The organism is Shewanella sp. SG41-3 (assembly GCF_014164545.1).
Taxonomy (GTDB): domain Bacteria; phylum Pseudomonadota; class Gammaproteobacteria; order Enterobacterales; family Shewanellaceae; genus Shewanella; species Shewanella vesiculosa.
In genome coordinates this window covers 135,349-157,171 of sequence record NZ_JACJFJ010000003.1, presented here as the reverse complement: position 1 = coordinate 157,171, position 21,823 = coordinate 135,349, and the positions used below count along the sequence as shown (strand labels likewise).

The following is a 21,823-nucleotide window of genomic DNA, read 5'->3' as shown; positions in this document are numbered from 1 at the left end:
AAGTAGTACGGCTTGATGTAGCGATAACACCAGGATACTGGAGTCAGTATCCTGATAATTATATTGATTATGCTTGAGTCAGTTTAGCAAACGGTTGGCCCATACGCGTGGTTTCACCTGGCTCGACCCCATCGGCAAATGTTTCGATGGCGTCTTGTGCAAATAACATCACCACAGTACTGCCTAATTTAAAGCGACCCATTTCAGCACCCTTTTCTAACGTAACCGCTTCTGGACCTGTAGTGGGATAATCCCAGCTAAACACTTGCTTGCCACCTGGTGGTGTCACAGTACCCGACCATATCGTTTCAATACTAGCAACAATTGTTGCACCGACTAATACCATTGCAAGTGGACCAGCTTCGGTTTCAAAGATGGCAACTACGCGCTCATTGCGAGCAAATAATCCGGGTACATTTTGCGCAGTCAGTGGGTTAACCGAAAATAAGTCGCCTGGCACGTAAGTCATTTTTGATAATGTGCCAGTGATAGGCATGTGGATGCGATGGTAATCTTTGGGCGCCAAATAAATGGTTGCAAAATCGCCACCGTCAAAACGTGCCGCATCAGATTTATCACCACCTAACAGTGCTTCAGAGGTATAAGTGTGCCCTTTGGCTTGAAAAATATTACCAGCTTCAATTGGGCCACATTGACTCACAGCTCCATCAACCGGATGTGCCATAACGCTGTTGTCTTGGTTTATCGGTCTGAGTTCAGGTTTTAATGCTCGGGTAAAAAATGCATTAAAGGTTTTGTAGGCTTCGGGCTCAGGTTGCTGTGCTTCAGACATATCAATTTTATATTGTTTGATAAACCATTTGATCCCTGCCGTGGTAATCATTCCAGCTTCAGCAGCAGCAAATTTACCGACTAAGCGCGACAGAAAGTGTTTTGGCAACATGTATTGCAAGGCAATTTTAATTGAGTCCAATGTGTTTCCCTTTTTTTTCTAAGCAGGTTGAACTAGGAATAGTATTCCTAAAGGTTACTGACTCTAGGAGTCTAATTCATCAATTGCACGAAAGTGTCGTGCATGACGTTGTTCATCTAAACTGGCAATAATACGCTGATAATTGCTAAAGCGGTCTTGAGTTATTTTTCCATCAGCTAGTGCTTGTTGTAAAGCACATCCTGGGTCGTCACCATGTTTACAATCACGGAACTTGCAGGTGCCTAAAAATTCTCTAAATTCAATAAAGCACCAACCGACCCTGATAGCGTCTAAATGCCATAAGGCAAATTCACGTATACCGGGTGAATCGATTAAATCCCCACCGCTAACAAAATGGAGTAACTTTGCGGTCGTGGTGGTGTGTTGGCCTAAACCTGAGTTATCGGATACATCCCCAATTAATAGTTCAGCTTCTGGCATTAATGCATTGATCAAAGATGATTTGCCAACACCAGACTGACCGGCAAAAACACTGACGCTGTCATTGAGTAATGCTTTGAGGTCTTCAACGCCTTCACCAGTGTGACTACTGACACGGAAAACTTGATAACCAATATTTTGGTAACGCGTTAATGCCGTTTCGATTTCATCACGATTGGTGTCATCCAATAAATCAATTTTATTGAGAATGATGATCGGCGTAATATCTGTGTCTTCTGAAGCCACTAGATATCGATCAATAATTTGAGTGGTAAAGCTAGGTAAAACTGAAGACACAATTAAGATTTGATCGATGTTAGCGGCAATAATTTTGACGCCATCGTATAAATCAGGTCGAGTTAAAGAGGATTTTCGCGGGTGAACTGCGACGACAATACCACCAATACTGGAGCCCGATTGAACTTCAGTCGCGAGTCTTACCACGACCTTATCACCGGTGACTAAACTGGTCACTGCTCGGCGAATATTACAGCGCGAGACCATGCCATCTGTAGTTTCAATATCGGCATGCTGACCGAAACGAGAAATCACCACACCGGCTTGTTCAGGACCTAACAAATTATCCTGTAACTCGGCATGTTGACTATTATCGTCATTACGCTTTAATCGTTTAGTCTGATTGGCGCGCATTCGGCGTAATTGGCCCTGACTTAGGGGTTTCTTTTTACTCACAGGCTTATCTTCATTAAATAGGTGTTTTTTTGTGTATCAAAAAAACAGTATGATACACACTCTTTTATAAAAATGCCTGAATTTAGGCTACAGATAATATAAGGCGGCATAAATGGCTGTTGATGCGAATAATCTAATTTGGGTTGATTTGGAAATGACAGGCTTAGAACCCGCTGTTGATCGAGTCATTGAAATTGCAACTTTAGTGACTGACCAAGACCTCAATATCATTGCTCAAGGCCCTGTTCTAGCCATTTATCAGACAGATGATGTGTTAGCTGGGATGGACGATTGGAACCAAAAACATCATGGAGAGTCAGGATTAATTGAGCGTGTTCGTGCCAGTAAATGTTCTGAACAAGATGCGATAACACAAACGATTGATTTTTTATCTCAGTACGTGCCTAAAGGCGCATCACCAATGTGTGGCAATAGCATTGGTCAAGATCGCCGCTTTTTGAATAAATATATGTTAGAGCTTGAAGAGTATTTTCATTATCGCAACATTGATGTGAGCACCATCAAAGAGTTGGTTCGTCGTTGGAGCCCTGAAACAATGAATGGCTTTAGCAAGAAAAATACTCACCAAGCATTAGAAGATATCAAAGAGTCTATTGCCGAAATGCAGTTTTATCGCAGTGAAGTATTTAAAATTTAAGCAATTGAACAATTTTTTTCAAAAAGGGGGTTGCAGCATAGTAAAATTTACCTATAATGCGGCCTCAACTTTCTACAGAACGCCAAACTCTGAGGCATAGGAAGTTGTCATGAAATTTGAAAGTATGCGACATTATTTCGGTTGGTATAGGTTGAAAGACGATACCTTGATAACTTAGTAATAAAGCAAACAGTACGCGACATTAGCTCAGTTGGCATAGGTTGAAAGACGATACCTTGCTAACTTTATAATGAAGCAAATAGTACGCGACATTAGCTCAGTTGGTAGAGCGATACCTTGCCAAGGTATAGGTCATCGGTTCGAACCCGATATGTCGCTCCAAATTTCTAGATACAATTTTTGAAATGCGACATTAGCTCAGTTGAGTTAATAGCAAGAGTCGATACCCATCTTGTTCCAAGGTATAGGTCATCGGTTCGAACCTATCTTTATTTATAAAGAAAGGCCGCTCCAAATTTCAGCATGATTTTGTTGTGCGACATTAGCTCAGTTGGTAGAGCGATACCTTGCCAAGGTATAGGTCATCGGTTCGAACCCGATATGTCGCTCCAAATTTCTAGATGAAATTTTTGAAATGCGACATTAGCTCAGTTGAGTTAATCTCAAGAGTCGATACCCATCTTGTTCCAAGGTATAGGTCATCGGTTCGAACCTCTCTTTATTTATAAATAAAGGTCGCTCCAAATTTCTACATGATTTGAAATGCGACATTAAGTAGTTGGCATAGGTTGAAAGACGATACCTTGCTAACTTTATAATGAAGCAAACAGTACGCGACATTAGCTCAGTTGGTAGAGCGATACCTTGCCAAGGTATAGGTCATCGGTTCGAACCCGATATGTCGCTCCAAATCACTTCGTCTGTTAAAATCCTTACTTTTAGAACATGCGATATCTTGCCAAGGTATAGGTCATCGGTTCGAACCCCTCTTTGTTTATAAAGAAAAGTCACTCAAAATCACTTCCTCTGTTAAAAATCCAATTAATTACTATTACGACACTAGACTCAGTTGCGTTTTCAGAAAATGCGATACATTGTTAAGGTATAGGTCATCGGTTCGAACCTCTCTTTGTTTATAAAGAAAAGTCACTCCAAATCTTGTTTATTCCAAAACTGGTGAAGTGTTTACTTTTGCATAAGGCTTACCAAAGCTAAATTCACATTTTCTTATGCTCACCACTGCAATCTAACTCATCCCGAATGTTGTCATTTAATAAATTTGCATCATCTACGTTTGAGCAAATTGTTTTTGCAATCAACAAACAAGTGATCTAGTACTCACTTCTTCATGGATCTCTAAAGTAAGAGCATATTGGTGAAGTAAAACATGATCTGGTTCAAATCATTTACTGGTGTTATCTCTGATAATCAACTCAAGATAGATTTTCCTAAGAAGTTAGGGCTTTAAACGAGGTGAGTGTTATGCGGATCCAACAACTGAGTGAGCTACTTGATTATGTTGCTAATTGCCATCTCGATATGGAGAAATTATATAAGCGTTTAGATCGTAACGCAGACTCCTCTAGAGTAAAAATGATGCTAACTTATTTTCAACAGCATGAGAGACATATATACGAAACACTTGAAAGTTACATAGAAGATGCGCCCTCAAGAATCTTAAATACTTGGTATAAAGACATTACTTTCGAAGATTTTAGCAAACGTTGTCTTGAAACCTCATTAGCCGCCAATATGCAAGAAGACCAAGTGCTTGAGCTGCATCTTGATTTAGAAAATCGCTTAATCGCGCTGCTAGAAAAAACAGCGATGAGTAGCCCTACTGATGAAATTAAGAGTGCATTAATGGATTTGGTCAGAGTGGCGCAAACTCAACAAAAACGTTTAGTTCACAGCACAATTCGTATGGATGATATCTAAACGACATATTAAATTTTGACATAACTTCCTGAAGTGTTAGTTTGCCAGCTATTCCCAGTAGCTGGCTTTTTTTATTAACAAAAAATAACCACCATAACTGTGGGAGTTCCCCTATAACTTCTGTTATATTTAGCATTCTTGTAACTCTTTTTTATGGAAGCTGACTTTACCCATGACATCGCTGCTTAAAACCCTTGAAAATGAACAAGCTACTGTCGCTCTTGGGCAACAAATTGCGCAGTGGATTGTGCCACCATTAACGATTTATCTTACTGGTGACTTAGGCGCGGGTAAAACAACGTTTAGTCGAGGTATTATCCAAAGTTTGGGTCATCAAGGCGCGGTGAAAAGTCCGACTTATACCTTGGTTGAGCCTTATGAATTTAACGATATGGATGTGTATCATTTTGATCTATATCGATTAGCTGATCCAGAGGAGCTCGAGTATATGGGGATCCGTGATTACTTCACTGACAGAAGTGTGTGTCTAGTTGAATGGCCTGATAATGGTCATGGATTACTTCCTAAGGCTGACATCCATTTGCATTTACGTTATAAAGAATCTCAAAGACAGGTTGAATTACAAGCCATATCCCCTGCAGGGCAGGCAATTTTAAATAAAATTAATATAAATAATAATGACTTTTAAAAAAACTTTTTTTATTCCTATTATCATCACGCTGTTGTTTTTGCCTAATTTAGTTTGGGCAGCCAATCAACTTGATAGCGTGCGTATTTGGGCTGCTCCAGAATCGACTCGAGTGGTGTTTGATTTAACTCAAGCTCCTAAATACGACAGTTTTACCTTAACGGGGCCAGATCGTTTGGTGGTTGATATTCAGGATACTGGCGCTAAAGTTAATTTAGATAAAATAGCGAATAACAGCAAAATTATCAAAAAGATACGTTTTAGCTCGCCGCCTAAAAAAGGCATATTGCGTTTGGTTATGGATTTAACTAAACCGGTAAAGTCCAGTTTGTTTACTTTGCCTCCGACAGCTCCTTATGGCAACCGTCTGGTAGTCGACTTAGAAAATGTTGACGGTGGATCCTCTACAAGTCAAACCGTTAGCCGCTCTGCTAATCAGTCATCGCGAGACATTGTGGTTGCCATTGATGCGGGCCACGGCGGCGAAGATCCAGGGTCTATTGGACCTTCTGGCATGCATGAAAAACGGGTAGTGCTTGAAATTGCTAAGCGTTTGGCGCGTAAAGTGGATGCAACTCCGGGCATGCGAGCGGTGATGACGCGTACTGGCGATTATTTTGTTAACTTGAATAAACGCTCTGAACTGGCACGAAACAGTAAAGCTGATTTATTGATATCGATTCATGCTGATGCCTTCACTTCACCGCAGCCTAGTGGCGCGTCTGTTTGGGTGCTATCAATGCGCAGAGCTAATAGTGAAATTGGTCGCTGGTTAGAGCAAAAAGAGAAACACTCCGAGTTATTAGGCGGTGCAGGCGAGATCATTCAAAATACCGATAGTGAACAATATTTAGCCATGACATTACTCGATATGTCGATGAACAGTTCGATGGCGATAAGTCATTCTATAGCTGGTGATATTCTTCGTGACTTAGATACGATTACTCATCTTCACAAAAGAAATCCAGAATCGGCCAGTTTTGCTGTACTTAAATCACCAGATATCCCCTCTATTTTAGTTGAAACGGGCTTTATCTCTAACCCAGGTGAAGAACGGTTGTTGTCTAACGGTAATCATCAAGAAAAGCTGGCTAATGCCATTTATAAAGGTGTGCTGCGTTATTTTGAAGGTAATCCGCCCGCTGACTCTTTGATGGCCAAGACGTCAAACGTTAAACACAGTGTAAAGCGTGGCGAGTCGTTATCAATTATTGCGCAGCGTTACAGTGTTTCTGTAAGCAGTATCAAGCAAGCCAATAATTTAAAGAGTGATGTAGTACGTATTGGTCAAAAACTCGTAATACCAAGGGCTTAATATGGCTATTCAACTGTTACCGCCACAACTTGCAAACCAAATCGCAGCAGGCGAGGTGGTTGAGCGACCTGCATCGGTGGTGAAAGAACTGGTTGAAAACAGTCTTGATGCCGGCGCGACTAGAGTTGATATTGATATCGATAAAGGCGGAAGTAAGCTGATTCGCATCCGCGATAACGGTGCGGGTATTCCTAGGGATGAGTTGGCATTAGCACTGTCGCGTCATGCAACGTCAAAAGTTCATACGCTCGATGACCTCGAAGCTATTTTAAGCTTCGGTTTTCGCGGTGAGGCGCTAGCCAGTATTAGCTCAGTGTCACGGCTAACATTAACCTCAAAAACAGTTGAACAGTCTGAAGCTTGGCAGGCCTACGCTGAAGGCTCGCAAATGGATGTCAAAGTGACCCCTGCTGCACATCCACAAGGCTCGACCATTGAAGTGGTCGACTTGTTTTTTAATACCCCCGCTAGAAGACGCTTCTTAAAAAGTGATAAAACCGAATTCACTCATATTGATGAGTGGTTAAAGCGGATTGCCATGGTGCGCCGCGATATTCATTTTACCCTGACCCACAATGGTAAATTAGTGCGTCAGTATCGTCCTGCAAATACCGACATTCAAACGCAGCAACGTTTAGCACAAATTTGTGGCCGAGCATTTGCGGAGCAAGCTTTAAGCATTGCTTGTGAACATGAAGGCTTATCTCTAAATGGTTATTTACAGTCACCACAAGATACAGTCATCACAGAGACGAATTTCTTTTATGTCAATGGACGATTAATTAGAGACCGACTGGTTAATCATGCTGTTAAACAAGCTTTTGCTGAGAACGGTATTGAGCATCAACCTGGATATGTGTTGATGTTATCACTTGATCCACACCAAGTTGATGTGAACGTGCACCCAGCCAAGCATGAAGTGCGTTTTCATCAATCTCGCTATGTGCATGATTTTATATTACAAGCGGTGCAATCGGCATTAGTGCAAATGCCTGCGTTAGCCTTATCTGAGCATGAACCTGAATCTAATTCACTAGATAAACATGATAATTCTGCAATGGTGCCCCAAGATCCAACTGTGATGGATGATGCCAATAGCGTCGCTAGCATTGAAGACGTATTCTCACTTAACCGTGACTCCACTAAAGCGATTAATAGTGTTAGCGCGTTCGGCTCAATGCATGTTCCGGGAAAGAATAATAGTTTATCTGGGGGGTATTCAGCTGCAATTAAGCCTAGTTATGATAAAAAGCCTGCTAGCCCATTAACTGCTGCCCAGACCAAATCTGCCATTGCTAGCTATGGACAGTTATTGCATACCCCGATGAATAGCGCGATATCATATGTTAATGAAGTCGCGACTGAGTTGGCCATCCCCCCATTGTTAGCGGGTGAGTATTGGGTGATATGCAAAGATGATAAGTTGTCATTGTTGCCTATAAAAAAGGTGCAATTGGCAGTGAGAAAGCAGCAAATTGAAATCAAACTCGCTAATGGCTTAGTGTCACAACCGTTATTAATGCCAGTATCAGTAGCTGCAGATTTAGATTGGCCAGAAACCTTAGCCAAGCGTGATCAATTACTGCGTAAGATGGGTATTGAATTAACAATTCGCTTTCAGCAGTTGATTATTAAAAAAGTGCCCCCATATTTGAGGGAAAGCCAACTTGCTGTTGTGATACCTGAATTATTGCAATGGATACAAATAGAGCAACCTTCAGATAATGCTATTGTCGGTTGGCTTGCACAGCAAAGTTTATCGCAATTTGAGCCAGTACAAGTCTTATGGCAGCAATTTTGTGCACTTGACGATGAAACGAAACAAACTTGTTATGACCAAGAGCACGTATTGCCTTGGCAAAATTGGATGAAAAATAATTAACGTGAACAGTGTCGATAAGCCGAAAATCATTTTTTTAATGGGGCCTACTGCCTCAGGCAAGACGGCATTAGCCATTGAAATGGCGACAAAGCATAATTGCGAGATTATTTCAGTCGATTCAGCGCTTATCTATCGTGGCATGGATATCGGTTCAGCTAAACCGACGGCGAAAGAGTTGCAAATGGCTCCGCACAAGTTAATTGATATACTTGATCCTAGCGAAAGTTATTCAGCGGCAGATTTTCGCCGTGATGCACTATTGGCTATCGAAGACATTATTCGTCGCGGTAAGACCCCTTTACTCGTGGGTGGCACCATGATGTACTTTAAAGCACTGTTAGAAGGTCTATCTCCTTTACCCTGTGCAGATGAAGGTATTCGGCAGCAAATATTGGCGCAAGCGCAAACAGACGGTTGGGACGTATTACACCAACAATTATGTCAAATAGATCCGGTTGCTGGAGCAAGAATTCATCCTAACGATCCACAACGATTATCGCGTGCATTAGAGGTTTATCGGATCAGTGGCAAAACAATGACTGAATTGACTCAAACTAAATCAGTCGCTTTGCCGTATGATGTAGTGCAATTTGCTATTGCACCTAACGATCGAAGTGTATTACATGAATTAATTGCTAAGCGATTTAATATCATGCTTGAGCAAGGCTTTATCGATGAGGTGTCACGCTTAAAAGCGCGTGGTGACTTAGATTTAGACATGCCATCAATGCGTTGTGTAGGTTACAGGCAGTGCTGGCAATACCTTGATAAAGAATTTGATCATGCGACTATGGTCGAAAAAGCTACCGCAGCCACTAGGCAATTGGCCAAACGTCAATTAACATGGTTGAGGAGTTGGCCGGAATTACAGTGGCTTGAAAGTGGTGTCGAAGGGAATTTAGTTACGCTTATGCGACAAAGCCGCTAGCTTATTAGCCGTTGCTGTATAATACTAAAACTAAACAATAAAACTTAATTCAACATATTTTAAAATAAAAAAGGAAATTCAAATGGCTAAGGGGCAATCTTTACAAGACCCATTTTTGAACGCATTGCGTCGTGAGCGTGTACCAGTCTCTATCTATTTAGTGAATGGTATTAAATTACAAGGCCAAGTTGAGTCATTCGATCAATTTGTTATCTTGTTGAAAAATACTGTAAGCCAAATGGTTTACAAACACGCTATTTCAACAGTCGTACCAGCACGCCCATTTAACGTTACTGCTCACCAAGGGACTGCCCATGGTGAAGAAAGCGATGCTGAATAATTTGAAAAGGAATACAATTTTTGTTTGATCGTTATGAAGCGGGTGAAACAGCGGTATTAGTACACATAGATTTTTCCGACGACGAACGTCGAGAGGATCTCACTGAGTTACAGCTATTAGTTGAATCTGCTGGTGCTCGCTCTGTTGGAGTGATTACTGGCAGTAGACGCTCGCCAGATCGTAAATTTTTTATCGGTACCGGTAAAGCTGAAGAACTAGCCGCAATGGTAGCTGCTACAGAGGCCAATGTAGTGATTTTTAATCATGCATTGAGTCCTGCTCAAGAGCGTAATCTTGAATTAGTATGCCAGTGCCGAGTCTTAGACAGAACTACGCTGATTCTTGATATTTTTGCTCAGAGAGCAAGGACTCATGAAGGTAAATTGCAAGTGGAGCTAGCGCAATTGCGCCACATGTCGACGCGCCTTATCCGTGGTTGGACTCATTTAGAGCGACAAAAAGGCGGTATTGGTATGCGAGGGCCGGGTGAGACCCAGCTTGAAACAGACCGACGTTTATTAAGAGGGCGGATTAAGAACATTAATCGTCGACTTGATAAAGTGGATAAACAACGTGAGCAAAGCCGCCGAGCTCGTAAGCGAAGTGATTTAGCAACAGTGTCTTTGGTGGGTTATACCAACGCGGGTAAATCGACATTATTTAATGCGCTAACTTCGTCGGACGTTTATGCTGCAGATCAATTATTTGCAACATTAGATCCAACACTGCGTAAATTATCCTTACCCGACGGTGCGGTAATTTTAGCAGACACAGTTGGTTTCATTCGTCATTTACCTCACGACCTTGTTGCAGCATTTAAAGCCACACTACAAGAAACTCGACAAGCAGAGATCCTTTTACATATCGTTGATTGTGCCGATGACAATATGGCTGAAAATTTTGAACAAGTACAAAGCGTACTTAAAGAAATCGATGCCGATGAAATCCCGCAATTAGTCGTGTGTAATAAGATTGATTTGCTTGAAGATTTCGCGCCTCGTATCGATTACGGTGAAGACGGTAAACCTGAAAGGGTTTGGGTCTCTGCGCAAAAACGCATTGGATTTGATTTGCTGCTTAAAGCGATAACCGAATTAATCGGTCAAGTTATTTGCGAGCTTACATTGAAAATACCTGCATCAGCAGGACATTATCTTGGCCAGTTTTATCGACTGGATGCAATACAGCAGAAAGAGTATGACGATCTGGGGAACTGTATTTTATCTGTTCGTTTATCGGATGCCGATTGGCGCCGATTAGCTAAACAGAGTCAAGGGGAATTAGAGACATTTATTTTTGACGACTCAGAAGTAGACATCTCTTGTTAATCTCATTTATTTCATCCAATTATGGAGTGCTAAATGGCTTGGAATGAGCCCGGTAACAAGGGGAACAAAGACCCTTGGGGAAATAAAGGTGGTAACGATAAAGGGCCACCAGATCTTGACGAAGTATTTCGTAACCTATCAAAACGTTTTGGTGGCAAGGGGGGCAATGGCGCTTCTGGTCAGCCATTTAATTCATCTTTATTGATTGTTTTTGCCGTTATTGCCGTCATTATCTGGGCATTGTCTGGTTTATATACAGTTAAGGAAGCTGAGCGTGGTGTGTTACTCCGTTTTGGTCAACACATTGGTGAAGTGAGTTCCGGTTTACATTGGAAAGCGACTTTTATTGATGAGGTGACAATGGTTGACGTGGAAACGTTCCGTTCGATCCCTGCGTCAGGCAGAATGCTGACATCTGACGAAAACATTGTGAATGTTGAGCTTGTGGTTCAATACAGCGTATCAGATGCTTATTCATATCTGTACAGTGCTGTTGATGCCAACTCGAGTTTACGTGAAGCGACTGACAGTGCATTGCGTTATGTCATTGGTCACAATCGTATGGATGACATTTTAACCACCGGGCGTGATGCTATTCGTCGTGATACTTGGACAGAGTTAGAGCGTATTATTGAGCCATATAAACTAGGCTTAGAAATTCGTGACGTTAACTTTTTACCCGCTCGTCCTCCAGAAGAAGTAAAAGATGCATTTGATGATGCAATTTCAGCTCAGGAAGATGAACAGCGCTTTATTCGTGAAGCTGAAGCTTATGCTCGCGAAATCGAACCTAAAGCGCGTGGACAAGTTGAACGTATGGCACAACAAGCTAGTGCTTATAAAGAGCGTGAAGTTCTTGAAGCTAGAGGTAAAGTCGCTCGATTTGAGAAGTTATTACCTGAGTATAAAGCTGCGCCAGATGTAACTCGAAATCGTTTATACATAGATGCAATGCAATCTGTGTTGGCGGATACTAATAAAGTACTTGTCGACACCAAAAGTAGCGGTAATCTGATGTACTTACCTTTGGATAAGCTGATGGATTCTTCTAAGAGTCAGCGTAATCAAGTAGAACCTGAGGTAGAACGTCACATCAACTCTGTCTCTAGTAGTGGTGTTGATACGCCGATTACTAGTATGCCGACTGATGGTCGTCTCAGCCGCGAAGATCGTCTTCGCCAAGGGAGGAACTAACAATGGGTAGATTAGCAGTGATCATTCTTGTCATCATTTTAGGGGTGAGTTTTTCCTCTTTAATGGTGGTAAGCGAAGGTGAACGTGCCATCGTTGCACGTTTCGGTAAGGTACTCAAAGAAGATGACGTAACAACCGTCTTTGCACCAGGCCTTCACTTTAAATTTCCTTTGGTAGATAAAGTTCGATATCTGGATTCTCGTATTCAGACATTGGATGGTGCCGCGGATCGTTTTGTGACTTCTGAAAAGAAAGACTTAATGGTCGACTCTTATGTTAAGTGGCGTATTCGTGATTTTGAAAAGTACTATCTTTCTACCAATGGCGGTATTAAAGCCAATGCAGAAAGCTTATTACAAGCCAAAATCAGCAACGACTTACGTACTGAATTTGGTCGTCGCACTATCAAAGAGATTGTTTCTGGTAAGCGTGATGAGTTGCAAACCGACGCATTACAAAACGCTTCTGAAAGTGCTGAGAATCTTGGTATTGAAGTGGTTGATGTGCGCGTAAAGCAAATTAACTTACCTGCTAATGTCAGTACTAGTATTTACCAACGTATGCGTGCTGAACGTCAAGCTGTGGCAAAAGAGCACCGTGCACAAGGTAAAGAACAAGCTGAAATTATCCGTGCGACTATTGATGCCAATGTGACAGTAAAGGTTGCTGAAGCTGAACGTAAAGCGCTTACCATTCGTGGTGAAGGTGATGCATTGTCGGCAAAAATTTATGCTGATGCCTACAGTAAAGACGCTGAGTTTTATAGCTTTTTACGTAGTCTAGAAGCTTACAAAGCAAGTTTTGCCGGTAAGAATGACATTATGGTGTTAGAGCCTGAAGGTGATTTCTTCAAATACATGAAATCGTCTAGCGGTAAGTAACATTTATATCATTTAGTTCAAAAAGCTCGGTCTTTACCGAGCTTTTTTGTGGCTGAAAGTTAATCTAATTAGTATGAATTCAGTTTTTCTAAAAACGGTCATAAATCATAACGAAGACTTTTTATTGTGTTTTTGATTATTTTTTATTAATAATTGCTTGTTTTAAATGTCTTTATTACCTCCTCAAGCACTAATTAAGGGACGACTAATTGTTATAATCTGGCTGATTTATAAGCGTTTTTGAAAAAAATGTTAATATCCTCACTCTAGATGTATGTTTTCTCTATGATCTAGTTCTAATTTTTCGCTATAATGAGCACCGCCTCAAAGTATGATTTTAGCGCTTCACCCTTTGTGATCGCTAAAGTATTGAAATATAAAAATTCCAACACCCTCTGGGAGATAAGTGGATGAGCAATGCGCCAGTCGATACCGGACGTCGCAGATTCCTGACAGCTGCAACCGCCGTAGTAGGTGGTGCTGGTGCCGTCGCTGTAGCGGTTCCTTTCATCAAGTCATGGAATCCGAGCGCCAAAGCGAAAGCTGCAGGTGCGCCGGTTGAAGTAAATATTAGTAAAGTTGAACCAGGTCAGTTAATTCGTGTCGAATGGCGCGGAAAACCGGTTTGGGTCGTTCGTCGTACAGAAACTGTGCTAAATAATCTTAAAACATTAGACAGTCAATTACGTGATCCTGCTTCCGAAGAAATGCAGCAACCAGAATATGCAACTAACCCTGCACGTTCTATCAAGCCTGAATTTTTCATAGCAGTCGGTATCTGTACCCACTTAGGTTGTTCACCAACTTATCTACCTGATTCATTCGGTGAGCAGGTTGAGGGTGTAACATCTGGGTTCTTCTGTCCTTGTCACGGTTCTAAATTTGACATGGCTGGTCGTGTATTCCAGGGTGTTCCTGCACCATTAAACCTAGTGGTTCCACCGCACAAATATATCGATGACGCTAACGTTATCATCGGTGTAGATACAGGAGCGGCGTAATGGTTAAGAATATTATTGATTGGATTGATGCTCGCATCCCAATGACGGCAACGTATAACCGTCATGTGGGTCAGTATGCCACACCAAAGAATTTCAACTTTTGGTATTTCTTTGGCTCATTAGCATTATTAGTTTTAGTTAACCAGTTACTGACTGGTATTTGGTTAACCATGAATTACGTACCAACAGCAGAAGGTGCATTCGCTTCTGTTGAATACATAATGCGTGATGTTGAATACGGCTGGTTATTACGTTATATGCACTCTACAGGTGCGTCAGCGTTCTTCTTTGTCATTTATATGCACATGTTCCGTGGATTAATTTACGGTTCTTATCAAAAACCAAGAGAGCTTTTATGGCTGTTTGGTATGTTGATATTTTTAGTGTTGATGGCTGAAGCATTTATGGGTTACTTACTGCCTTGGGGACAAATGTCCTATTGGGGCGCACAGGTAATTATCTCTTTGTTTGGTGCTATTCCTGTTATTGGTGATGACCTAACATTGTGGATCCGTGGTGACTACGTTATTTCCGGTGCAACACTAAACCGTTTCTTCGCATTACATGTTATTGCGCTGCCACTTGTATTGGTTGTGTTGGTGTTCTTACATCTAATCGCATTACATGAAGTGGGATCGAACAACCCTGATGGTGTTGAAATTAAAAAGAACAAAGATGAGAACGGATGGCCTATTGATGGTATTCCATTCCACCCTTATTACACTGTAAAAGATATTATGGGTGTAGCAGGCTTCTTAATCGTGTTCTGTTATGTGCTGTTCTTTATGCCTGAGGGTGGTGGATACTTCCTTGAGAAGCCAAACTTTGAAGCGGCTAACCCAATGAAGACTCCTGCGCATATTGCACCGGTTTGGTATTTCACACCATTCTATGCGATTTTACGTGCAATTCCCGACAAGTTAATCGGTGTTGTTGCTATGGGTCTGTCGATTGCAGTGCTATTTGTTCTGCCTTGGCTTGACCGTTGTAAAGTCAAATCTATCCGTTACCGTAGTTTGATTCACAAAATCAACATCGCACAATTTACTGTGTCGTTCATTATTCTTGGCTATTTAGGTGTGGTTCCTGCAACGCCTGAGCTAACTATTGCGGCACGTGTATTCACTTTCACTTACTTTGGTTTCTTCGTAGCCCTATGGGTTTACAGTAAGAATGAGAAAACAAAAGAAGTTCCTACGAGGGTGACACACTAATGAAAAAGTTATTAATTGCATTAGTTACACTACTGCCATCTCTCGCTATGGCTGCAGGTGGAAACGAGGTTCATTTAGAAAGCGCTAACGTTAACTTGCATGATAAAGCGTCATTAGAGCGTGGTCTGGATTTATTCCAGCAATATTGTTCAGGTTGTCACAGCACTAAATACCAACGTTATGAGCGTGTAGCAACTGACTTAGACATCAGTGGCGATGATATGCGTAATAAGTACATGTTCACTGATGCTAAAATCGGTGATTTAATGGAAAACGCTATTCCTCCTGTTGATGCGGCTAAATGGTTTGGTGCTCCGCCTCCAGACTTAACTTTGGTTGCTCGTGTACGTGGAGCTGATTGGGTATTTTCATACCTAAAAGGTTTCTATGCTGATGAAACGCGTCCATTTGGTGTGAACAACACCGTGTTTCCATTAGTGGCTATGCCGCACGTTTTACAAGACTTACAAGGTGTTGCAACTCCTCAATATGAAAAGACTGTCATTGATGGTGTTGAAACTATGACGTTGGTCGGCATGAATCCTCCTACTGGTGGCAAAATGAGTGCAGAAGAGTACGACCAAGCAGTTCGTGATATCACGGGTTTCTTAGTCTATTCAGCTGAACCTGTCCAGTTAGAGCGTGAAGCTTTAGGTTGGTGGGTACTTGGATTCTTGTTTATTTTCTTCATCATTGCCTATTTGTTGAAGAAAGAATACTGGAAAGATGTGCACTAGCCATCAATAACGGTTAATATACATTATCCGCATATTGTAAACGGGGGGCTTAGCCCCTCGTTTGTTTTGTTTTTTCTACATTCTGGAGGGTATCAATGGCTGTTGCTGCCAACAAACGCTCTATCATGACACTTTTTTCTGGTGCCGATGATTTATATAGTCACCAAGTACGTATCGTATTGGCTGAAAAAGGGGTTACCGTTGATGTTTTACAGGTAGACCCAAGTGAGATGCCTGAAGATTTACTTGAAGTAAATCCATACAACTCGGTACCAACTTTAGTTGATCGTGAACTCGTGTTGTACGAATCTCGCATTATTATGGAATATTTGGATGAACGTTTTCCTCACCCTCCACTAATGCCTGTATACCCAGTATCTCGCGGCCAAAGCCGTTTAATGATGCACAGAATCGACACCGATTGGTATGCGCTTGTTGAGCGTATCCGTAAAGGTGAAAAAGCTGATGCTGCGCGTAAAGAGTTAATGGAAAGTCTAATCGCTTTAGCGCCAGTATTTGCTGAAATGCCATACTTCATGAGCGAAGAGTTTGGTTTATCTGATTGCTACCTAGGCCCATTATTATGGCGCTTACCGGTATTAGGTATTCACTTAGACCCGCGTACATCGAAAGATATCAGTGCTTATATGACACGTATTTTTGAACGTGAATCATTTAAAGCATCGTTAACTGAGGCTGAGCGCGAAATGCGCATGGGCATGTGATGAAACCAATAACCGCTAATCGTCCATATTTGTTGCGTGCTTACTATGAATGGTTGATGGATAACCATTTGACGCCACACGTAGTCGTGGATGCATTTGTTAACGGTACACAAGTTCCACAGCAATTTGTTAAAGACGGTCAAATTGTCTTGAATATTGCAACTGGAGCTGTGGCAAATCTTCACATGTCGAATGATTCCGTCGAGTTTAATGCCCGTTTTGGTGGTGTTCCACAAAATGTGTATTTACCAATGGCCTCAATTGTGGCCATTTATGCTCGTGAAAACGGTGCCGGCACTGTATTTGATATGGAAGATGCGTATATGATCGAAGGTGAGCAGGATGAGTTGTCATCTGTGCCACCATCAATGAAATCTGTTGATGATACTTCGACATTACCGCCATCGCCTAAATCGACTACTGGTGACAAAGCTAAGCGTAAAAACCATTTAACTGTGGTGAAGTAACGATTCGTTACCATGACATAAAACCAGTCGCAAGGCTGGTTTTTTTTAAGCTAAAATTGCAGTATCACCATTTTTTATCGCTCAAATGGAACCCCAAATGTTGTTGATGATTGATAATTATGATTCTTTTACGTTCAACTTAGTGCAATATTTCCAAACGCTTGGACAAGAGATCCTCGTTAAGCGTAATGATGAAATCACCATTGAACAAATTGAAGCATTAGCGCCCACTCATTTAATCATTTCTCCTGGTCCATGCACTCCAAACGAAGCAGGGATCTCGCTTGCCGCCATTGAATATTTTGCTGGGAGATTGCCAATTTTAGGTGTCTGTCTCGGCCATCAAGCCATCGCCCAAGTGTTTGGTGTTGATGTTGTACGTGCAAAGCGTGTTATGCACGGTAAAACCAGCTTAATTGAGCACAATCAACAGGGATTATTTTCTCAGTTAGCATTACCTTTGCAAGTGACGCGTTACCATTCATTGTTGATTAATGATGTTCCCAAGAATTTTACGCTGGACGCATGGTTTGATGACCCTGTTCATGGGCGTGAAATTATGGCGATGAGCTATGCTGATTTACGTATATACAGTGTGCAGTTTCATCCTGAGTCTATTTTGACCCAGCAAGGACATGAATTGCTGAATAACTTTTTACAGTTATAAAGTGTAATCAAGGCTACCTATTTAAGTTCATTATCACTTATTCTGTTACAACTTCTGCAACCAATCTGGCTAAATTCTCGCGTATATTTATGCTATAAAGAGCGCTTAAAAATAATAAAAGGGATAACCATGACAAGCTTTATGCGAAACTTTGCGGTGAGCGCAATTTCTTTGGCGATGATCAGTGGCTGTGCTGCGACAGCAAAAAATGACGATACGATGGTTATCGCAAAGCCTACCGCTACATCATTGATGGTGCCATTAGCCCAACCTCCAAAAGCCGATCAGTTATTAACGCTTAATCAAATCATGGCTAATCCGGATTGGATGGGAATATTTGCCCAAGGAGCCTATTGGAGTGATGACAGCCAATCGGTGTATTTTAGTCGCCAAGCACACCAGTCGCCTATTCGTGATTTTTATCAACAAGCCATCGGCCAGTCTGAAGCGAATAAACTAGCATTGGATCAGTTACACCTTGCTGATCAGCGTAATGGTGTGTTGAATCAAGCTAAAACTAAAAAAGCTTACATTTATCAAGGTAACGTATTTGTAAAAGATTTATCAAACGGCGATATTACTCAAATGACTCGCCAAAATGATCCGATTAGCGACGTTCGCTTTTTGAGCGGCGGCGATCTTGCATTTTGGCAAGGTAATAATATTTTTCGTTTATACCAATCTAGTGGACTTGTGGAGCAAATGGCTGCAATCCTAATGGAAAATGAGCCTAAAAATACGCCAGCCCCCAGTACTTTTATGGCCAAACAGCAGCAAAGATTAATCCAATATGTTGCCATGCAACACGATAACAGTCTGACGCGTGATGAATATAGCGAATCATTGGCTAAAGCTGATCCGACTTTTTCAGCAAAACCTTGGTATTTAGGTGATGCGGAAGTTGTGTCAGAAATGAGTTTATCACCAGATGGACGTTACGTTCTATTGGCGTTAACGGATAAAAATTATAGTTGGCGTGCAGAACACGACATTATGCCCAATTATTTAGGGCAAGAAGGTTATGTTGATCCCGTGCCTGCTCGTGCTCGTGTGGCAGAAGATGTTTTCCCAGGTCAGCGTTTAGTATTACTCGACCTTACTGAACACAGTAAAAAAGATATTACCATTGAAGGCCTAGCCGGTTTTGATGAGGATGTACTTGCTAGCGTTAAAGCTGAAAATGCAAAAGCCCAAGGTAAAACCTACGAAAGCCACAAAGCGCCGCGTTTAGTGCAGTTAATGCAAGATTGGGAGTGGAGTCAAAGCGCTATTCAGTGGAATGATTCTGGCGATAAATTATTAGTGATGCTTGAAGCGGTTGATAATAAAGATCGCTGGATCGCGAGCGTCGATCTTCAAAAAGGCAAACTCTCTACTGAGCATCGCTTACATGATGATGCTTGGGTTAACTATAATTTTAATCAATTCGGTTGGATAACCGGTACAGATACCATGTACTACTTATCTGAAGAGTCTGGATTCTCTCAGTTATATACCAAAACAGCCGCAGGTAAGGTATCGGCATTAACTAAGGGTAAATTTGTGGTTGATAATGTGACCTTATCTCCAGATGCAAAATACTTTTATTACCGTGCTAATAAGGACCATCCGGGCAGTTATAATGTTTACCGTGTAGAAATTGCCAGCGGCAAATCAGAACAACTGACTCAGTGGTTAGGGACATTGGATTACAGCTTAAGCCCTGATGGCCAATCACTGTTATTAACAGCTTCATCTGCTATTCACCCCGATGAACTCTATATTCAGCCTATTGGTGGCGAGATTAGCCAATTAACCGACTATACCAGTACTGCATTTAAACAATATCCATGGCAAGTACCGCAAGTTGTTGCGTTACCTTCAACCCATGGTGCAGAGCCCATTTATGCGCGGGTTTATTTGCCGCAAGGTTATGATCCTAAACAGGCTGATAAATATCCGGCAGTGATGTTTAATCATGGCGCGGGTTATTTACAGAATGCTCATTATGGATTTTCGGGTTACTTCCGTGAATTTATGTTCAATAACTTGTTAACCCAACAAGGTTACGTGGTAATGGATATGGATTATCGCGGTTCAAAAGGTTATGGACGTGATTGGCGTACGTCGGTTTATCGTAATATGGGCCATCCAGAAGTGGAAGATCTAAAAGATGGTGTGGCTTGGATGGCAAGCAATGCTAATGTGGATCCTCAACGTGTAGGCACCTATGGTGGTTCATACGGCGGCTTCCTTACTTTTATGGCGTTATTTAATGAACCTGATTTATTCCAAGCAGGGGCCGCATTACGTCCTGTAGCCGATTGGGCTCATTATAATGCGCCATATACCTCTAATATTTTAAATACGCCTGACGTTGACCCTATCGCTTATGAGCGTAGTTCGCCGATAGAACATGCTCAAGGTTTACAAAAACCATTACTGATCATGAGTGGTGTCTTGGATGATAACGTATTTTTCCAAGACAGTGTGCGCATGGTGCAACGTCTAATTGAATTAGAAAAACCGATGTTTGAAACGGCAATTTATCCTGTTGAGCCACATGGATTTAAGCAACCTTCTAGTTGGTTAGATCAGTATCGTCGTATTTATAAGTTGTTTGAACAAGAGCTGAAATAGTCAGCGCTAAGTTCAAAAAGACAAATAAATATTTATTAAGGCTTCCTTTGAGAAGCCTTAATTTTTATTATTAAGCGACTAACACAATAAAAGGCAATGTGAGTGGCAATATCAATAGCAGGTGGGGTTAGGCCCGGAAAAGTCATCGAAATTGAGCGCCGACTCTATAAGCAGCTTATTGTGGGTAAGCATAAAGTTAATGCTATGCCAGATGAGATCAGCGAAGACTTAGAAGAAAACGCCAATAAGCTTGATATTGAGCGTCAAGCATTAAAGCTGCGCATTGATAAGCAAGCAAAAGAGAAACAAGTATATCTTGAGGTGTCTGCACTGCTAACCCATACGGTTAATAATGCAATAGAGCATCAGTTAGCTAATCCACAAATGATATTAGAAGCATCAGCAATTGGTGAAGGCCAAATTTTATTGCTTGATTTATTATTAGATCCAGATCTTAATATCAATCGACTACGACCAATTATTGAAAGTATTAGTTGGTTATCGCGTGATTTAATTAATTTAATTAACAGCCCTGCATCTGGCCACCGCCGCCCCAAAAACTCCGATGTCCAAGTGACCGATATCAAGCTGGTACTCAATTACATTGGTATTGAAAATTTACGTTTGTTGATCCCTTATTTTTGTTTACGCCATTGGCTACCTACAGGTAATGCCAATTTATTGTGGATAACCCGCAAGCTTTGGCGATATAGCATGGTGAGTGCCATTGCCGCGCAAACCTTAGCTGAGTTACATAATAAAGAGCCCAGCTTGGCTTATTGTTGTGCCTTAATGTATCAATTTGCTACTTCGATCATTCTCAGTCAAAGCGGGCATATATTTGATAAAACTTGGGGGACATGGCTACGAGAAGCCAGCCTTAGTCGAGAGAAACAAGTTTATGATGCTATTATGGCAACAGATTTTCCTGCTGAGGCCGTTTTAGAACAAGTGTTGCAGCATAGTCATAGCTTAAATTGGCAACTACTCAGTTTACTGCAATTTGATGACTCAGCGATGACTCAAGTGCTAAAAGAACTCGATCACGATTACCACTTTACCGAGTTATCCGTCGACGCTGCAATTGTGGCTAAAGCGAGTTGTTACGCCAAAGTGCTTTTGCTAGAAGAGCAGCAACAAATCGACCCACAAGAAAAAAGAATTATGTTCGATTACTATCAATTTTCAGCCCAAGAATTAATTCGTCTTAAAGGGAAAAATTTCCGTAAACTCAATTTACTTTAACGCTGT

At 41.4% G+C, this 21,823-nt stretch carries 20 protein-coding genes and 3 tRNA genes; 21 read left to right on the top strand and 2 right to left on the bottom strand.

Annotated features, from left to right (window positions below; all coding sequences use genetic code 11):
- Positions 1-67: 67 nt before the first annotated feature.
- Complete coding sequence (asd, locus tag H5164_RS06705; RefSeq protein WP_124018303.1) at positions 68-934, bottom strand: archaetidylserine decarboxylase; 867 nt, start codon at positions 932-934, stop codon at positions 68-70.
- 63 nt (positions 935-997) lie between these two features.
- Positions 998-2,068: a small ribosomal subunit biogenesis GTPase RsgA gene (rsgA, locus tag H5164_RS06700; protein WP_124018304.1), complete on the bottom strand. Its 1,071-nt coding sequence runs from the start codon at positions 2,066-2,068 to the stop codon at positions 998-1,000.
- A 112-nt stretch (positions 2,069-2,180) separates the two neighbouring features.
- Here rsgA and orn point away from each other — a divergent pair, with 112 nt between their 5' ends.
- The 21 genes from orn to H5164_RS06595 all read left to right on the top strand — a co-directional run bounded on the left by orn (position 2,181) and on the right by H5164_RS06595 (position 21,817).
- Positions 2,181-2,726 (top strand): oligoribonuclease, encoded by a 546-nt coding sequence (gene orn / locus H5164_RS06695; RefSeq protein ID WP_124018305.1) that lies wholly within the window; start codon positions 2,181-2,183, stop codon positions 2,724-2,726.
- Between the two features lie 266 nt (positions 2,727-2,992).
- Positions 2,993-3,068, top strand: a tRNA-Gly gene (locus H5164_RS06690).
- A 154-nt stretch (positions 3,069-3,222) separates the two neighbouring features.
- Positions 3,223-3,298, top strand: a tRNA-Gly gene (locus tag H5164_RS06685).
- A 222-nt stretch (positions 3,299-3,520) separates the two neighbouring features.
- Positions 3,521-3,596: transfer RNA gene (locus H5164_RS06680), tRNA-Gly, on the top strand.
- 573 nt (positions 3,597-4,169) lie between these two features.
- Positions 4,170-4,625: a hypothetical protein gene (locus tag H5164_RS06675; RefSeq protein ID WP_124018306.1), complete on the top strand. Its 456-nt coding sequence runs from the start codon at positions 4,170-4,172 to the stop codon at positions 4,623-4,625.
- Between the two features lie 172 nt (positions 4,626-4,797).
- Positions 4,798-5,274 (top strand): tRNA (adenosine(37)-N6)-threonylcarbamoyltransferase complex ATPase subunit type 1 TsaE, encoded by a 477-nt coding sequence (tsaE, locus tag H5164_RS06670; protein ID WP_124018307.1) that lies wholly within the window; start codon positions 4,798-4,800, stop codon positions 5,272-5,274.
- A complete protein-coding gene (locus tag H5164_RS06665) occupies positions 5,264-6,589 on the top strand; it encodes an N-acetylmuramoyl-L-alanine amidase (RefSeq protein ID WP_182755332.1) in 1,326 nt (441 codons plus the stop codon). Before tsaE ends, H5164_RS06665 begins: the two co-directional genes overlap by 11 nt.
- 1 nt (position 6,590) lies before the next feature.
- A complete protein-coding gene (gene mutL / locus H5164_RS06660; RefSeq protein WP_182755330.1) occupies positions 6,591-8,471 on the top strand; it encodes a DNA mismatch repair endonuclease MutL in 1,881 nt (626 codons plus the stop codon).
- 1 nt (position 8,472) lies between these two features.
- Positions 8,473-9,399: a tRNA (adenosine(37)-N6)-dimethylallyltransferase MiaA gene (gene miaA, locus H5164_RS06655; RefSeq protein ID WP_182741052.1), complete on the top strand. Its 927-nt coding sequence runs from the start codon at positions 8,473-8,475 to the stop codon at positions 9,397-9,399.
- A gap of 82 nt (positions 9,400-9,481) precedes the next feature.
- The gene (gene hfq, locus H5164_RS06650) at positions 9,482-9,739 is read left to right on the top strand and encodes an RNA chaperone Hfq (protein WP_124018311.1); all 258 of its coding nucleotides are present in this window, start codon (positions 9,482-9,484) and stop codon (positions 9,737-9,739) included.
- Between the two features lie 20 nt (positions 9,740-9,759).
- Positions 9,760-11,067, top strand: coding sequence for a ribosome rescue GTPase HflX (gene hflX / locus H5164_RS06645; RefSeq protein ID WP_124018312.1), 1,308 nt, complete (start codon positions 9,760-9,762; stop codon positions 11,065-11,067).
- 33 nt (positions 11,068-11,100) lie between these two features.
- On the top strand, positions 11,101-12,261 hold the full coding sequence (gene hflK / locus H5164_RS06640; RefSeq protein ID WP_124018313.1) for an FtsH protease activity modulator HflK: 1,161 nt from the start codon (positions 11,101-11,103) through the stop codon (positions 12,259-12,261).
- 2 nt (positions 12,262-12,263) lie between these two features.
- The gene (gene hflC / locus H5164_RS06635) at positions 12,264-13,142 is read left to right on the top strand and encodes a protease modulator HflC (RefSeq protein WP_124018314.1); all 879 of its coding nucleotides are present in this window, start codon (positions 12,264-12,266) and stop codon (positions 13,140-13,142) included.
- A gap of 410 nt (positions 13,143-13,552) precedes the next feature.
- Positions 13,553-14,143 (top strand): ubiquinol-cytochrome c reductase iron-sulfur subunit, encoded by a 591-nt coding sequence (gene petA / locus H5164_RS06630; protein WP_124018315.1) that lies wholly within the window; start codon positions 13,553-13,555, stop codon positions 14,141-14,143.
- Positions 14,143-15,357, top strand: a complete 1,215-nt coding sequence (locus H5164_RS06625) for a cytochrome bc complex cytochrome b subunit (RefSeq protein WP_124018316.1) — start codon at positions 14,143-14,145, stop codon at positions 15,355-15,357. The genes petA and H5164_RS06625 overlap by 1 nt, the downstream gene beginning before the upstream one ends.
- Positions 15,357-16,094: a cytochrome c1 gene (locus tag H5164_RS06620; protein WP_124018317.1), complete on the top strand. Its 738-nt coding sequence runs from the start codon at positions 15,357-15,359 to the stop codon at positions 16,092-16,094. Before H5164_RS06625 ends, H5164_RS06620 begins: the two co-directional genes overlap by 1 nt.
- A gap of 95 nt (positions 16,095-16,189) precedes the next feature.
- Positions 16,190-16,819, top strand: a complete 630-nt coding sequence (gene sspA, locus H5164_RS06615) for a stringent starvation protein SspA (RefSeq protein WP_011638743.1) — start codon at positions 16,190-16,192, stop codon at positions 16,817-16,819.
- On the top strand, positions 16,819-17,286 hold the full coding sequence (locus H5164_RS06610) for a ClpXP protease specificity-enhancing factor (RefSeq protein WP_124018318.1): 468 nt from the start codon (positions 16,819-16,821) through the stop codon (positions 17,284-17,286). The genes sspA and H5164_RS06610 overlap by 1 nt, the downstream gene beginning before the upstream one ends.
- Positions 17,287-17,383: 97 nt before the next feature.
- Positions 17,384-17,953, top strand: a complete 570-nt coding sequence (locus H5164_RS06605; RefSeq protein ID WP_182696702.1) for an aminodeoxychorismate/anthranilate synthase component II — start codon at positions 17,384-17,386, stop codon at positions 17,951-17,953.
- A 129-nt stretch (positions 17,954-18,082) separates the two neighbouring features.
- A complete protein-coding gene (locus tag H5164_RS06600) occupies positions 18,083-20,572 on the top strand; it encodes a prolyl oligopeptidase family serine peptidase (protein WP_182755328.1) in 2,490 nt (829 codons plus the stop codon).
- 102 nt (positions 20,573-20,674) lie between these two features.
- Positions 20,675-21,817, top strand: coding sequence for an HDOD domain-containing protein (locus tag H5164_RS06595; protein ID WP_182696700.1), 1,143 nt, complete (start codon positions 20,675-20,677; stop codon positions 21,815-21,817).
- The last annotated feature ends 6 nt before the right edge of the window (positions 21,818-21,823 follow it).

Excerpts from the sequence above, each read along its gene's own strand:
- orn (WP_124018305.1), top strand. The coding sequence starts at position 2,181 with ATGGCTGTTGATGCGAATAATCTAATTTGGGTTGATTTGGAAATGACA.
- H5164_RS06675 (WP_124018306.1), top strand. The coding sequence starts at position 4,170 with ATGCGGATCCAACAACTGAGTGAGCTACTTGATTATGTTGCTAATTGC.
- tsaE (WP_124018307.1), top strand. The coding sequence starts at position 4,798 with ATGACATCGCTGCTTAAAACCCTTGAAAATGAACAAGCTACTGTCGCT.
- H5164_RS06665 (WP_182755332.1), top strand. The coding sequence starts at position 5,264 with ATGACTTTTAAAAAAACTTTTTTTATTCCTATTATCATCACGCTGTTG.
- mutL (WP_182755330.1), top strand. The coding sequence starts at position 6,591 with ATGGCTATTCAACTGTTACCGCCACAACTTGCAAACCAAATCGCAGCA.
- hfq (WP_124018311.1), top strand. The coding sequence starts at position 9,482 with ATGGCTAAGGGGCAATCTTTACAAGACCCATTTTTGAACGCATTGCGT.
- hflK (WP_124018313.1), top strand. The coding sequence starts at position 11,101 with ATGGCTTGGAATGAGCCCGGTAACAAGGGGAACAAAGACCCTTGGGGA.
- hflC (WP_124018314.1), top strand. The coding sequence starts at position 12,264 with ATGGGTAGATTAGCAGTGATCATTCTTGTCATCATTTTAGGGGTGAGT.
- petA (WP_124018315.1), top strand. The coding sequence starts at position 13,553 with ATGAGCAATGCGCCAGTCGATACCGGACGTCGCAGATTCCTGACAGCT.
- H5164_RS06625 (WP_124018316.1), top strand. The coding sequence starts at position 14,143 with ATGGTTAAGAATATTATTGATTGGATTGATGCTCGCATCCCAATGACG.
- H5164_RS06620 (WP_124018317.1), top strand. The coding sequence starts at position 15,357 with ATGAAAAAGTTATTAATTGCATTAGTTACACTACTGCCATCTCTCGCT.
- sspA (WP_011638743.1), top strand. The coding sequence starts at position 16,190 with ATGGCTGTTGCTGCCAACAAACGCTCTATCATGACACTTTTTTCTGGT.
- H5164_RS06610 (WP_124018318.1), top strand. The coding sequence starts at position 16,819 with ATGAAACCAATAACCGCTAATCGTCCATATTTGTTGCGTGCTTACTAT.
- H5164_RS06605 (WP_182696702.1), top strand. The coding sequence starts at position 17,384 with ATGTTGTTGATGATTGATAATTATGATTCTTTTACGTTCAACTTAGTG.
- H5164_RS06600 (WP_182755328.1), top strand. The coding sequence starts at position 18,083 with ATGACAAGCTTTATGCGAAACTTTGCGGTGAGCGCAATTTCTTTGGCG.